The following is a 13,944-nucleotide window of genomic DNA, read 5'->3' as shown; positions in this document are numbered from 1 at the left end:
AGCGGCATACCGCTTGCTAAACTGATGGCTCTGCTGTTTTGCTTTATAGGTTTTACTCAAGCCTGGACGTATTTTAGAAGGCTGTTTTCATAAAATTTGTTGCTATTCAACAAGTGGCTGATTTAGAAATATGATTTCCTCACAGAACTCTTAAAAAACAGCATCTTTTAGAAAAGTGCCTTTAAAAAAGACAAAAAGAGCAGCCCGTGTATGGTCAGCTCCCCTGTTTTTGATCCGCCGGATGGATTAATGGCAGAATCACTTCAACCTCTGTCCCTTTTCCTTCCTCGCTGCTTATGTTTATTTCTCCTTTATGCTGAATTACAATATTTTTAGCAATCGCTAAGCCAAGGCCTGTTCCCCCAGTTTCCCGGCTTCTTGCTTTATCCACCCGGTAAAACCTTTCAAATATCTTCTTAAGTTCATCAGCCGGTATTCCGATTCCGTTGTCTCTCACCCGGATAACGGCATGCTGCTCATAACCTTCAATAAAAACATCAATTTTTTCCGTGCTGTATTTTATGGCGTTATCAAGCAGGATAATGATGACTTGTTTAATTTTCAATTCATCTGCCTGAATAACGGTTTGGGAATCTTTATAATGAAGCAGGAGTTCTCTTTTATAGGCTCCTTTTAACTGCTTCAAGATACTTTGGCACAATGATGTAATATGGACTTGTTTGATGTCCAGTGCATTCTCATTTTCAGTATTTGCCAGGTCAAGAAAATTCTCTGTCATTTTTTGGATCCGTGTAGCTTCTGAAAGAATGGAATCTATCGCTTCATCTGTAATTTCCTTATTCTGCATGCCTCTCCTCCTAAGAAGGTTTGCATAACTTTTAATGACTGTCAGAGGCGTTTTAATTTCATGTGATGCGTCCGAAATGAATTGCTTTTGTTTTTCTATGTTATCTTCTAATCTCATGATCATCCGATTGAATGTATCTGCCATATTCTGCAGATCGTCTTTCGCTTTCTTTTGCATCACGATTTTTTGGGGAATTCCGCTTTGTTCGATATCCTCCATTGTTTTAACCATATTGGTGATAGGACGTATAATGATATTTGATAAGATCACACCGCCAAATAATGAAAGGATGGCAGCCAGGACCGTGCAGGTAATGAGGATGGACAGAAGAATGTCCTTTCTTACTTCGAGGCCCAAAAGCCTTTCACCAATTTCAAGCGTCCCTATCACTTTTTGCTTATCATGAATGGGCACTCTGACAATCAGTACCTGTTCTTCTCCTTCTTTTTCATGCATCACCCGCCGCTGGGTACTCACCTTATCGCTGAATTTCGCCCCTATTTCAGCCAGATGCTTATCGTTGGCTGCCTGACTCAGGATTTTTGGACCCGGCTGAACAATCCTGATAAACGAATGATTCGTTAAGAAAGGATTCAATTTTTCTTTTGTTTGCAGGGGGGTATCCAGGATATTAATTTCTTTAATAATGGAATCCGCTTTTTGAAGAGCAGTTTCCTGCTCCATATTTACAGTGATTTTCATGAATGAAAATAGCACAACCGCATTGATTGCGATTAAAATACACATCAGCCATGCTGTTGTCATAAGATTGATCTTTGTTGTGATCTTCAAAGTTAATTCTCCTTTACCGTATACCCGACACCGCGAACGGTCTGAATAAGCGCTGGAGATGAAAAGCATTCATCGATCTTTTTTCTTAAATGCCTGATATAGACATCAATGACATTAGTTTCTCCTTCATATTCATAGCCCCAGACATTGATGAGGATATTTTCACGAGTTACTATTTTATTTTTATTGCTGATTAAATAAACGAGAAGATCATATTCCTTTGGAGTCAGGATAATCTGGGTACCCTCCCGTATTACCTCACGGGTCTCCAAATGAATTTTAAGATCTGCTATATGCAGGACCTTGCTTCCGTCTTCATTGATGCTTCCATTTTTATCATAAGCATAATGGCGGATACAGGAACGGACTCTTGCAAGCAATTCTTCAATCTCGAAAGGCTTTGTTATATAATCGTTGGCACCCTGATCTAAACCAAGAACTTTATCCATCGTTAAATTCCTTGCTGTTAACAGGATGACCGGAACATGATTATTTTCTTTTCTCAGTCTCCTCAAAACCTCAATGCCGCTCAGTTCAGGCAGCATGATATCCAATATAATTAAATCAGGGTTAAAATCATATGCAGCCTGAAGACCAGACTTGCCATCATATTCAACAGCCGCCTCGTATCCCTCATATTCCAGTTCTATTTTCAATACCTTGGCTATTTGCATTTCATCCTCAACAACCAATATCTTCTTCTTCATTTTCCTCACCTCTGATGCAGCTGCTGATTACACTATTTTCAGCATATAGCTCTTTTGTACAATCTCTTCTTATTAATGTAGCACTGAACGCTGAATATCATGAAATTTTAATCCTATTTTAATCATTTTTTCATCCGTGAACCTTCCACATATTGAGCAGACATAATCTAAATGCTGCTAAACTTAATCAGCTTTAAGCTTAAACAGGAACATAAAAAAATGACGCCTGTAAGGCATCATTTTTTATTTCGCCCTATCGCATTACGAGCCTGCTATATAAAATTTTGTAATAGCGAGATATTCACGGAGATACGTTTTCAGTATGATTACCTTCGGTGTTTTTGCAGGAAGCCCTGTTACATGAAGGCCTTGTTTTTCAGCCATTAAACCTGCGCGATAAATATGAAAATCATTTGAAACCAAGATACCTCTTGCTTTCGTATCAGGCAGCAGCTTTTTGGAGTAAGCTAAATTTTGATAGGTGCTGACTGACTTGTCTTCCATAATGATCCTGGAAGCTTCAATGCCCAGTGCAGTAAGCTCCCTCTTCATGCATTCTGCCTCAGAAATCGTTTCGCCAGGACCCTTTCCTCCAGATACGATTACAATGGTATCTTTATTTTCCCGCAAATAATGGGCAGCAGAGTGTATTCTGTTTTTGAGAGCTAGGGATGGAATCGTTCCATTTACTCTCGCTCCCAGCACGATCAGGTACGAAGCATCTTTTGGTACAGCCCCGGTGCTGGCCTGATATATTTTCACTTGGAGGAATATGAGATATATAAGACAAATAGCAGCAAATGCCAGCATAACTTTCTTCCTTCTTTTCATCGGCTTTCCCTATCCTTTAATCAATTATTCCGTTTGCCCGCTTTATGCATCAAGCTAGTATGCTGCAATCCGGCTTATTGGCGAATGAACGGTTTTTTACGCTTATATCTTGATGATAATGGACTTAACTATTATCATAATACTAATGAATCATTTTCACTAAATGATACTATTTTTTATTAGGAGAAAACGTGATGGAATTTGAGTTACAGTATATCGGCAAAAAAATTGTTGAGAATCAGCTCAAATTAGCACAAAACCTGGGTTCAATTCAGGATAGTGAGTATAGAGAGCGTTTAAGGTCCAGCAACGCTTCCGAGGAACAGCTTATTGATTGGAGATCAATGCTTATATCCTATTTAGGGGAGTCTCTGTACGGCAACAAGCAAGAGATAGAGAAAAAGGTAAAGGACTGGGCCATGATGATCGGAGAATATTCAATCCGAAATCACGTTCGGCTTGTTGATACTCTAAGAGCTCTAACCTATTATCGTTCCGTCATTTGGGATGCTTTTACTGAGGAGCTGGAGAAACGTCAATTCGCAGCCATTACCATGCTTGATGTAAGCAAAAAAATCGATCCGCTGCTTGATTCCATCACCGAAACTTTTGGCGATGAATTTGAGAAACATAATAAAAATCTAATGAATATAGCATACTCTGCTCTTGAAGAGCTATCCGTACCTATTGTGCCAGTTTATGAAAACACTGCAATCGTGCCGGTCATCGGCGAAATTGATCCTGACCGTGCAAAATTAATCATGGATATTACATTGCGGGAAAGTACCAAGTTAAACCTGAAAGTTTTAATAATAGACCTTTCCGGTGTCCCGATGATTGATGAAACAGCTACCCATAAAATAGGAGAAATAATCAATGCGCTCAAACTTACGGGAGTTGAAGCCATTTTGACGGGAATCCGCCCCAGAATCGCCCAAACCATCATAAGGCTGGGTCTTGATTTTCAATCGTTCAATATCAGGGGAAGCCTCAGACAGATACTAAATGAACTGCAAGCACGCTAAGTGCCAGAAGCACTACCCTCGTTGCATAAGTTTAAAGACTTCCCTTTAAGGCTCCGGCAATCGCCGGAGCCTTAATTGAATATAAAACTTTATAGGGCCGGATAATAACTAGGGAGTTAAATCTCCCGTTCAGGCACATGATATCCTGGCGTATACGGCATTCATCAATATGAAGTTGATACGTAAAAACTATCATTCCTTGCTTGTCTCATTTCTTTATATGCATGATTCTCCAGCAGTGATTCAATTAAGCTGGCAATATCCTTTTCTTTAACATTCAGCTCCTTATTATAGGCAGCCAGATGTTTATTAAAAGTGGACATCTTCTTATCATTGCCAATCACCTTAGCCAGCTGGCTTTCAATTGGCTGATCAGGCATGAATTCAAATGCAAGGCCCCTGTCTTTCAAAAACTTCAGGTTGACCTCTTCCTGGCCGGGAAGTGCAGAATGGATAAAGATTGGGATATTTTTCCGGATCACTTCACTGATGGTCACTCCACCAGGCTTGGTAATGATTGCATCTGCTTCATTGTATAAATTATTCATTGCGCTTCTGGACGTAATATAAGATATCGGGGTAATATGCGGCAGTTTCCATGACTGAATCTGTTTCAATAATTTTTGGTTGTTTCCGCATAATACCCGATAATCGAAGTCCCGGGCATCTTTTACATCTTGAAGAAGATTGATAATGTCCCCTAATCCGCTGTTGCCTCCGCAAATCAGGACCTTTTTCCGATTTTCCCCGCCCCTTTGCAGTCCATCCTTTTTCTTCAGCAAAAATTCACTGTGTACAGGTATGCCTGTTATAAAGATGTTTTTTTTCGGAACCTTAAACTTATTCATTAAAGATAGCTGAACCTGTTTATTTGGTACAAAATGGGCATCGATGGCTTCTTTACCCCACATATCATTCATAAAGAAATCTGTATATACATTGACAACCGGGATGCTAAGCTTGCCGTCAGCTTTTAACTGGCTGAGCAGCAGAGATGGAAAGCCATGGGTGCAGATGATTAAATCCGGCTTTTCCTCAGCCACCAATTGTTTCATTTTTTTCATAAAAAGATGTTTATAAAACTTCAGAAGGGCCGTTTCTTTGGAATCGGCATTCACATACTTGCCGTATACCCATTGATAAGATCCCGGTGTATATCGGATCCATTTTAAATAGAGATTCGTGACTATCGCTTCCAGAATCCCGCTTGTGTAACTGATAAAGTCTATTTTTTTTATTTCAACATCTTTTTTTTGCTGTTGTATCATATTTGCAACGGCCTCTGCTACCTGATGATGGCCAGATGGCATTCTCAACAATGGCATGATAAGAATTTTTTTCATAGTTTTCCCTCCCAGCGAGAGTACACTTACATTTTTAATGTATTTTATATTTTGGGCCGCTTATGCGCTATGCCTTTTTTTAAACCATTTATACAGCAGCAGGATTGCCACAAATGCTGCAGCGAGCAGCGGTATATAAGCGACATGTATTTTATCACCAAGAAAAAAGCCCAGTGTCACAAATGTAATTACCCAAATGACACTTCCGGCAGCTGACAGAATGAGGAAAACCGGAAAGGAAAACCCGCTTGTCCCGGCAATATATGGATTCAGCTGCCTTAAACCCGGCAGAAAAAAGCCAATCAGCAGTGAGTATTTTCCATGCTTTTGGAACTTGCCTTCAACTTTTTCCCAGCGCTCAGGTGTCACTTTGATATATTTCCCGAACCTGCGGATAAAAGATTGCCCTAGTGTCCTGCCTATCCAATAAGCCGTAATCATTCCGCTTACCGCCCCAATGGCTGCAGCGGATGCACTTAATGAATAGTTCAATTGATGTGCACCGCACAGCACCCCGAGAAACACCATAAAGCTTTCTTCCGGCGCAGGTATGCCAACGATGCCGCAAAAAAGGATGAGAAGGATGATCCAGTAACCATACACCTGCAAATAAGGCATAATCTGTTCAATGCTCATTCTTTATACCTGCTGTCCCTTTATTTCCGTTAATCAGCGAATTCAGCGGAAGAAACCGCAAACCTTGCTGTTTTAACAGAGGAATGCTTTGATTCAGTGCCTTCAGCATGACAGCTGGAGCTTCAGGATCAGCGCCCTTCGTATCTCCGTTATCATGCAATAGGATGATTGTGCCGTCAGAGGCACTTGCAGTGATCCGCTTTATAAGATCATTTTCTTTCTGTATTTTCCAGTCTCCTGAGATTGAAGACCACAAAATTTTCTTATACCCCCTAGAAAGCAGTAACGTAAAAAGGTTAAAATGTCCCCATGGAGGCCGGTAATATAACGGTTCCTTATTTGTTATAATTTCAATGATTTTCGAGCATTCCTGAATCTCTTTTTTGAGCTGATGCGGAAGCAGCATCCAGCTGCTTACATGCCGATAATGATGGATGCCGATTTCATGCCCTTCATCTCTCATTCGCCTTACAAGCGCCGGATACCTTTTGGCAAGCTCACCAACTACAAAAAAAACAGCTTTAATCTCATATTTTTTTAATAGATCCAGTAATTGAGGTGTGTAAACAGGGTGCGGACCATCATCAAATGTAAGACATATGCCCTTATCCCTTAATCCTCGCTTATATATTCCAAGTGAAAACACTCTAATGATAATAGTTGAAAGCGGACCATATGCCACAATGGCCAATACAAGTAAAATCAGCAAAAGAAAAAAAATCACATGTGACCTCGCTTTCTTTGGCAAATCTTCATGCTGCCAAAAAAAATAATCCTTGCTTATCATTTCAGCCTAAAAGCTGCATTAGTTAAATAATAGTTTATTTCTTACATTTATGGAAATAATTTTTTCGATAAGGTCTGTATTTCCCTTTTTGACGCTTGGCAGTTAACTGTTATAAGTGTAGAGAAGTACTGTGAATATCAAATGAAAATAACATTAAAATTGCATTAAAAAACAATAGAACGGGATTTTCCAGTCCCATAATAGGGAGTAATTGCATTTGGGGGAATAAACTGAAGCAATGTACACAGCAGAATATACATGCAGAAAAACGAAGCGGAATACCCCTTTTCATGAAGGAATGAAGGGAAAACTGCTATGCGTTAAAAAATAAAGAAAAGGAGTGTGCACTCCCTTTCTTCATTTAAAGGATAACATCATTTCTTCATAAATATACCTGCCAATCTGAGAAATGATTCTCCTTCCGTCTTCCTCATTTTCCAGGCTGTCCGTTAATACAGCTGCAAATACCGTTACATCTCCCCTGGTAATAATGGCAGAATCATGTTCTGCTCCCGGTATTGCTCCATTTTTACTGGCAACTTTCACTTTATTCAAATTCATCATTGCTGGCAGCTTGCTGATCAGCTGCTGCTTTTCCATGATGCTGAGAATATGCTGCCTGCTCTCACCAGAAAGAAAACTTCCCTGATGGATACTCCGTAAACAGGTCACCATATCATCTGCACAAGTATAGTTATCAAAGCCGTTTTCAATGGCATCGAAATCCATCATATACCTGCCAAGTATGGTCTTTTTCAAATTGAGCGAAGCAATTGTTTGATTAATTATATTTATTCCCATTTTCCTGATCAGCATATTCGTTGCTGTATTATCGGATACGATAATCATAAGTGTCAGCATATCTTCTATCGTGAAACCTGACTTACTTAATGCTTGAAGGACACCCGAGCCGCCTGCAAGATCACTGTCTGATATCTCTGCACGCTCATTAAGATGGATCTTGCCTTCTTCAATTTGGCGAAAACCTTCCATTATAATTGGAATCTTAATCAAGCTTGCTGCTTGAAAACCTTCACCCGCATCTTTTTGAATGGACTGATCTTCGCTTTCTATTTTATAGCTGATCCTGCCAGGGAATTCTGCAATATGCAATTCGATTTTTTTTTGCAGGTTTGATAAATCCATTTTAAGTGATTTCCTCCTATTTAAAGGCAAGGGCTTTACTGCTCTGATTCCCGTCACGCATTATATCGGGATTATACAGATGGCAAGAAACAAAATGTCCCGGCTCTTTTTCCTGCCATATTGGCTTATGCTCGGCACAGGCATCCATGGCAAAAGAACAGCGTGTTCTGAACACACAACCGCTCGGTGGGTTAACCGGACTTGGCAGTTCCCCTTTCAGAATGATCCGTTCCCGTTTATCCTCAATATCCGGGTCAGGAATCGGAATCGCAGATAAAAGTGCCTGGGTATAGGGATGGAGCGGTTTGCTGTACAGCTCGCTGCTTGTTGTAAGCTCAACGATATGTCCCAGGTACATCACAGCAATGCGAGAACTGATTTGTTTGACCATCGAAAGGTCATGGGCAATAAATAAGTATGTAAGCCCTTTTTCTTTCTGAAGGCGTTTCAGCAGGTTGACCACTTGTGCCTGCACAGATACATCAAGGGCAGAAATCGGTTCATCCGCTATAATGAATTCAGGATTCAAGGCGAGTGCACGGGCGATTCCAATCCTTTGTCTCTGTCCGCCGCTGAATTCATGTGGATACCTGTTTGCGTGGTCACGGTTTAGCCCCACATCCTCCAGCAGCTGATAAACCCGGTTCATCCTATCCTTCTTAGACGAAAATAAGCCATGTACCTCCAACGGTTCAGATATAATCTCACTGACTGTTGATCTCGGATTTAATGAGGCATAAGGATCCTGAAAAATCATTTGCATATTTTTATGAAAGTTCAATTTTTCTTTTTCCTTCAGTGAATGAATATCGTTTCCATGAAAAAGAACTTCACCATCTGTCTTATTATATAGACCCATAATCGTTCTTCCTGCCGTAGATTTCCCGCAACCTGATTCCCCTACTATTCCAAATGTTTCACCTTTATTAACAGAAAAGGAAATTCCATCAACCGCTTTAAGAGATTCCCCTTTTGCTAATGAAAAATGCTTCTTCAGGTTCTTCACTTCTAATAGTTTTTCCATGATTATGCCCTCGTCTCCTGCCAATAACGGCTTGCTGTGCAAAGCTCTTTTTCGTAAAATGTTCCCGCTATCGAAATGATTTCTATGTCTTTTCCCGTTTTTGGCGAGTGAAGCAATTTGCCATCTCCATAATAAATTCCTACATGATGCAAATCTCCCTGGCCTTCGTTATATGCAAAAAACAGCAAATCTCCCGGCTGAATATGATCCAGTTCTACTTTCTTTCCTTTTTGAGCCTGTTCTCCGGCATCCCTTGGAATAAGGTAACCATTCATTTTGCACATCGTATAGCTGAAACCTGAACAGTCAAAGCCAAAGCTGCTCATTCCTCCCCATAAATAAGGAAGACCGAGGAATTGTTTGCCTGAATCCACGATATCCTGGCCGCTGCCTTTTTCACTCTTAAAATCTTCTATTATATCTACATCTTCTCGTCTAAAAAAACCATATCCATCTGGTGTCCTTACTTTTACATAATCATTTTGTACTTCAGCTGCCGGCAGGGCCGTTCCATAGCTCAGCTGAAGCAGGGGCTGGCGATTTTTTTCATCTAAAAGCCACGCCTTCTTCTTTCTGATTGCAGCATGCCCAGTATGCTGTTCGAAGTTCTCCGCCAGTGATGCCAAATGTTTTTTAGGTATCCAACCAGGATAGCCTCTTCCGTCCTTATTTGATTGCTGCTCAGGTATACAGACCTCTGCCCAGTCTTCATTTTCATTAATCACCAGCACTTTTTGTCCATATAATGCCTGTGATTGAAGGAGATTGGCATTGCATAATTCCAGTCTCTGCTCAAACGACATTTTGGTCAGCCAGGACTCCAGCTTCATGGGCAGCGAAAGAGCATCTTCGTCTATTTCCCTCGGCGATCCGTAAGAAGTCCATACATTTGCTACCGGCACATTAACAATCATTTCAGCCTGCACTTTCAATACCTTTTCCTCCTTCTGCGTGTACCGCGCTTATTCCAAGACCAGGGGACTCTGGAAGGGAAATTCTGCGCCCATTATAAACAATGCCCCCTTCAACCAAATCTCTTGCAAGCATAAGCGGGGCATCAAAATCAAATCGGGTGATATTCTTTTTGCTTGCGGCAAAATGCGCTGCCGCTGTCAGCCCGAGTTTGGTTTCAATCATGCTTCCTGCCATGCACTCCACCCCGCATGCTTCTGCCAGGTTATTAATAATTTGTGCCTGATAAATGCCTCCAGCTTTCATGAGTTTGATATTGATTAAATCAGCACTGCGCGTTTTTAATACCTCAAAAGCCTGCTTTGGAGTAAAGATGCTTTCATCTGCCATAATTTTAGTTTCTACAGAATCTGTTACCTGCTTTAGCCCCTCAATATCATGAGCCTTCACGGGCTGCTCTACCAGTTCAATATCCAAGCCGCGGTCTTCCAATGTCTTTATCGTCCGGATGGCTTCCTTTGGTGTCCAGCCCTGATTGGCATCAAGGCGGATTTTAATATCCTTGCCTGTACGGCTGCGGATTTCTGTGATTCTGTCTATATCAAGAGCTGCCTGATCTTTGCCGACCTTTATTTTCAGAACATTAAAGCCCCGCTTAATATATGAAACCGCATCTTCGCCCATCTCTTCAGGACCATTCACACTTACCGTATAATCTGTTTCTATTTCTTTTCTGTATCCGCCCAGAAACTGGTAGAGAGGCAGTTTGCAATATTGCGAAAGACAGTCATAAATAGCCATATCCGCTGCGGCCTTCGCACTGGAGTTTCCAGTAAGCACTGATTTCATTTCCTGGAAAATAGATTCATATTGCAGAAGATTTTTATTTAACAGCATCGGCTTTAAGACTTTGTGGATGGAAGATTCAATGCTGTCCATGCTTTCACCTGTTATGACAAGGGTTGGCGGCGCTTCGCCCCATCCTGATATGCCGTTATCGCAGGTCAATTTCATATATACGGATTCTGCAATTTCCACCGTCCGGAGAGCTGTCTTGAATGGTTTAATTAACGGAACCGATACTCGAAAAGTTTCGATTTTAATAATATTCAAGCTGGTCACTCCTTATAGAACGCCGCTTTCTATGGCTAATTTTTTTTCATCTGCATCAATGACCGCATAAGCTCCAAGAGGAACTGATACATTCGGCGAGCAGTGCCCGATCTTGAATCCTTTGATTGCCGGCACATTTGCCAAAGCGATATAATGATCGATCACTTCATCAAGTGTTAAGCTTTGCTCCCTATCCGGTTCACATTGGTTAAAATCTCCGACTGCAATGCCTGCTGTATCTCTCAGTTTTCCGCTCATCAGCAATTGATTGAGCATCCTGTCTACATTGCGCGGCTCTTCGTTGATATCTTCAATTAATAATATTTTTCCTTTAACATCCGCTTCATAAGGTGTGCCAAGAGTGCTGCACAGCAGTGTCAGGTTCCCTCCTGCAAGCTGTCCGCGGGCTTTTCCTGAAATCATAGATGTTAATGGCGAAATATCTTCTGTATATGTGAACTCTCCTGGAACAAATAATTGGGAAAATAATCGTTTTGTAAGCGGATCTGCATCTTCCTTGCCTATATCCGAGCTAAGCATAGGCCCATGAAAAGTCACCAAGCCTGTCTGCTGATTGATGGCATTATGCAAAAAGGTAATATCACTGTATCCCCAGAATATTTTTGGGTTTTCTTTGATGATATTAAAATCTATTCCTGCAGCTATCCTGCCTGTGCCGTAGCCTCCACAGGCACAAAAGATGGCTTTTATTTCACGATCTAAAAACATATCATGAACATCCTGGAGCCTTTCTTCATCAGAACCCGCCAAATATCCATTCAGCCTTTCAACATGCTGCCCTATTTTCACTTTCAGTCCCAGCTCCTCCAGGAAATGAAGAGATTTCTTCAGATTTTCAGGATTGGGGGGACTGGCAGGAGCAATGACTCCAACTGTATCTCCTTTTTGGAGACGGTTAGGCTTTATTGGCATGGTAAAATCTCCTTTCATCATCTTGCTGTTATCTTCCTAAGATTTATATGCGGTTTGCGGGATAGATTTTCTGATTCCAGGAGATCTTTTCCCCCATTGAAACAAAAGGGAGTGTTCGAGGAAACACTCCCTTTTCAAAGAAGGCTCTTTTCTTAAAGATGCGGAAATCACCCCCTTGTTCCATAGCAGCAAATTTTACGAAAACAGCCTTAAAGAATAAGCGGAAGCTATGGTGACTTACATTGATGGCAAGTCATGGTCATTACTTTTTGTCTGCCCATTTCAATTCGAGATAACCTACTGGATGATACACAACACCTGTAACAGATTTATTCAGTAAGTACGCTTGATTATAGAAATGGATAGGAATAATGGGCATGTCCTGGAAGAGCACTTTTTCAGCTTTATACATCAACTCAAAACGCTTAGTTTCATCTCCCTCACTTTTCGCATCCTTGATTAATTGGTCATATTCCTTGTTGCTCCAGCCTGTGCGGTTCATGGAATGACCAGTCTGGAAGTTTTCAAGGAAGTTGATAGGATCTGCATAATCCGCAAGGAAAGAGGATCGGGACAGCTGCAATTTGATTGCTTTTTGCTCAGTGGTGAACACGTTCGCTTCCATATTGGCAAGCTTTACATCGACATTCAAATTTTTCTTAAACATGCCTTGAAGTGCTTCAGCGATTTTCTTATGAACATCATCCGTACTATAAGTTAAGGTGACCTGCGGAAGCTTAGAGTAGCCTTCTTCCTGCATTCCTTTCTTTAACAGCTCCTTTGCCTGCTTAGGATCTGTTTTGACCAGATCGCCATTTGTTTCACGGAAGTCTTTCCCGGAAGGATCTTTAAAGCCGTAAGAAACAAACCCATACGCTTCTTTTTCTTTTTTCTTGGTCACATAACTGACCATTTCCTTTTGATCTGCAGCCATGGCGAAAGCTTTGCGGATGTTTGCATTTTGAAACGGTTCTTTTGTAAGATTGAACCTGTAAAAATACTCACCTGCCTGGTCCTCGATGTGAAGCTTGGGATCTTTAAAGAGACTTTCGGCCAGATCTGAAGGAACATCTGACTTATCAAGATCGCCCTTTTTAAACATCTGATATTCGGTATTTGTGTCATCAACCATTGCCCAGTGCACTTTATCCAGCTTTACATTTTTGGCATCCCAGTATTTATCATTTTTCTTCATCGTCATTTCACTGTCATGTGTCCAGCCGGTTAGGTTAAAGGGGCCATTACCGACAAAGGACTTGGCTTCAGCAAACCATTTAGGATTTTCCTTAGCCACTTTTTCATCTACCGGGAAGAAGGCTGGATTAGCAATAACACTTAAAAAGTAGGCCTGGGCACTTGTCAGTGTTACTTCAAAGGTTTGGTCATCCTTTGCCGCAACCTTTACATCATCTGCAGAACCCTTGCCGGTATTATATGCCTCGGCTCCATCAATGAAATAACCAAGGAATGCAGCCGATGAGCCTGTCTTAGGATCCAGCAGGCGCTTCCATGCATAAACAAAGTCTCCCGCTTTCACTTTATCCCCATTTGACCATTTGGCATCAGGACGAAGATGAAAAGTATAGGTTTTTCCATCGTTAGAAATATCCCAGGATTTTGCCGCCGCAGGTGCCGGCTTATTATCTTTTCCTAAACGGGTCAGTCCTTCCATGAGGTTATTCAGAGCATTCCATGAAACAGCATCAAAGCCTATCGCCGGATCAAACGAAGTGGGTTCTGATCCATTATTCAGGTTCAGCACTTTTTCCCCGCCTTTTTTGCTCCCTCCATCCGCTTCTGAGCCTGCATCCTTTGTTGCAGTACATGCTCCAAGTGCTAATGTCAGAGTTGCAGCCATAAAAATCGTTCCCAGTTTCTTCATATTCT

General features: G+C 41.2%; 13 protein-coding genes. 1 reads left to right on the top strand and 12 read right to left on the bottom strand.

All coding sequences use genetic code 11. The features are described 5' to 3' along the window. Nucleotides 1-214: 214 nt before the first annotated feature. From BM126_RS02090 to BM126_RS02080, 3 genes are all read right to left on the bottom strand, one after another. On the bottom strand, nucleotides 215-1,600 hold the full coding sequence (locus BM126_RS02090) for a sensor histidine kinase (RefSeq protein WP_090987717.1): 1,386 nt from the start codon (nucleotides 1,598-1,600) through the stop codon (nucleotides 215-217). Nucleotides 1,601-1,602: 2 nt separating this feature from the next. Next, complete coding sequence (locus BM126_RS02085; protein ID WP_090987715.1) at nucleotides 1,603-2,307, bottom strand: response regulator transcription factor; 705 nt, start codon at nucleotides 2,305-2,307, stop codon at nucleotides 1,603-1,605. Nucleotides 2,308-2,568: 261 nt separating this feature from the next. Beyond that, on the bottom strand, nucleotides 2,569-3,138 hold the full coding sequence (locus tag BM126_RS02080; RefSeq protein WP_090987714.1) for a YdcF family protein: 570 nt from the start codon (nucleotides 3,136-3,138) through the stop codon (nucleotides 2,569-2,571). A 194-nt stretch (nucleotides 3,139-3,332) separates the two neighbouring features. Here BM126_RS02080 and BM126_RS02075 point away from each other — a divergent pair, with 194 nt between their 5' ends. Next, nucleotides 3,333-4,163 (top strand): STAS domain-containing protein, encoded by an 831-nt coding sequence (locus tag BM126_RS02075; protein ID WP_090987712.1) that lies wholly within the window; start codon nucleotides 3,333-3,335, stop codon nucleotides 4,161-4,163. 164 nt (nucleotides 4,164-4,327) lie between these two features. Here BM126_RS02075 and BM126_RS02070 read toward each other — a convergent pair whose 3' ends face one another. From BM126_RS02070 to BM126_RS02030, 9 genes are all read right to left on the bottom strand, one after another. Further along, nucleotides 4,328-5,506 carry an MGDG synthase family glycosyltransferase gene (locus tag BM126_RS02070; RefSeq protein ID WP_090987710.1) on the bottom strand — a complete coding sequence of 393 codons (1,179 nt, stop codon included), beginning with the start codon at nucleotides 5,504-5,506 and terminating at the stop codon, nucleotides 4,328-4,330. 60 nt (nucleotides 5,507-5,566) lie between these two features. Further along, a complete protein-coding gene (locus BM126_RS02065; protein WP_090987708.1) occupies nucleotides 5,567-6,142 on the bottom strand; it encodes a DedA family protein in 576 nt (191 codons plus the stop codon). After that, on the bottom strand, nucleotides 6,132-6,890 hold the full coding sequence (locus BM126_RS02060; RefSeq protein WP_256212943.1) for a polysaccharide deacetylase family protein: 759 nt from the start codon (nucleotides 6,888-6,890) through the stop codon (nucleotides 6,132-6,134). Before BM126_RS02060 ends, BM126_RS02065 begins: the two co-directional genes overlap by 11 nt. 396 nt (nucleotides 6,891-7,286) lie before the next feature. Continuing rightward, on the bottom strand, nucleotides 7,287-8,075 hold the full coding sequence (locus tag BM126_RS02055) for a serine hydrolase (protein WP_090987705.1): 789 nt from the start codon (nucleotides 8,073-8,075) through the stop codon (nucleotides 7,287-7,289). A gap of 16 nt (nucleotides 8,076-8,091) precedes the next feature. Further along, a complete protein-coding gene (locus BM126_RS02050) occupies nucleotides 8,092-9,099 on the bottom strand; it encodes an ABC transporter ATP-binding protein (protein WP_177201277.1) in 1,008 nt (335 codons plus the stop codon). A 2-nt stretch (nucleotides 9,100-9,101) separates the two neighbouring features. Beyond that, nucleotides 9,102-10,025, bottom strand: coding sequence for a C40 family peptidase (locus tag BM126_RS02045; RefSeq protein ID WP_371261401.1), 924 nt, complete (start codon nucleotides 10,023-10,025; stop codon nucleotides 9,102-9,104). Then, nucleotides 10,015-11,124 (bottom strand): mandelate racemase/muconate lactonizing enzyme family protein, encoded by a 1,110-nt coding sequence (locus tag BM126_RS02040; RefSeq protein ID WP_090987701.1) that lies wholly within the window; start codon nucleotides 11,122-11,124, stop codon nucleotides 10,015-10,017. Before BM126_RS02040 ends, BM126_RS02045 begins: the two co-directional genes overlap by 11 nt. A 12-nt stretch (nucleotides 11,125-11,136) precedes the next feature. Beyond that, entirely contained in the window at nucleotides 11,137-12,075 is a 939-nt protein-coding gene (locus BM126_RS02035) for a S66 peptidase family protein (protein WP_256212973.1), read from the bottom strand. 244 nt (nucleotides 12,076-12,319) lie between these two features. Continuing rightward, nucleotides 12,320-13,939 carry a peptide ABC transporter substrate-binding protein gene (locus BM126_RS02030; protein WP_090987699.1) on the bottom strand — a complete coding sequence of 540 codons (1,620 nt, stop codon included), beginning with the start codon at nucleotides 13,937-13,939 and terminating at the stop codon, nucleotides 12,320-12,322. Nucleotides 13,940-13,944 lie beyond the last annotated feature (5 nt).

The sequence above is a fragment of the Bacillus sp. OV322 genome, assembly GCF_900112495.1.
Taxonomy (GTDB): Bacteria; Bacillota; Bacilli; order Bacillales; family DSM-1321; genus Peribacillus.
This window is presented reverse-complemented; position numbering and strand designations above follow the sequence as displayed.

Bases quoted from the DNA above. Each gene is read 5' to 3' on its own strand.
- BM126_RS02085 (WP_090987715.1), bottom strand. From the start codon at position 2,307: ATGAAGAAGAAGATATTGGTTGTTGAGGATGAAATGCAAATAGCCAAG.
- BM126_RS02030 (WP_090987699.1), bottom strand. From the start codon at position 13,939: ATGAAGAAACTGGGAACGATTTTTATGGCTGCAACTCTGACATTAGCA.
- BM126_RS02035 (WP_256212973.1), bottom strand. From the start codon at position 12,075: ATGAAAGGAGATTTTACCATGCCAATAAAGCCTAACCGTCTCCAAAAA.
- BM126_RS02055 (WP_090987705.1), bottom strand. From the start codon at position 8,075: ATGGATTTATCAAACCTGCAAAAAAAAATCGAATTGCATATTGCAGAA.
- BM126_RS02070 (WP_090987710.1), bottom strand. From the start codon at position 5,506: ATGAAAAAAATTCTTATCATGCCATTGTTGAGAATGCCATCTGGCCAT.
- BM126_RS02050 (WP_177201277.1), bottom strand. From the start codon at position 9,099: ATGGAAAAACTATTAGAAGTGAAGAACCTGAAGAAGCATTTTTCATTA.
- BM126_RS02080 (WP_090987714.1), bottom strand. From the start codon at position 3,138: ATGAAAAGAAGGAAGAAAGTTATGCTGGCATTTGCTGCTATTTGTCTT.
- BM126_RS02075 (WP_090987712.1), top strand. From the start codon at position 3,333: ATGGAATTTGAGTTACAGTATATCGGCAAAAAAATTGTTGAGAATCAG.
- BM126_RS02065 (WP_090987708.1), bottom strand. From the start codon at position 6,142: ATGAGCATTGAACAGATTATGCCTTATTTGCAGGTGTATGGTTACTGG.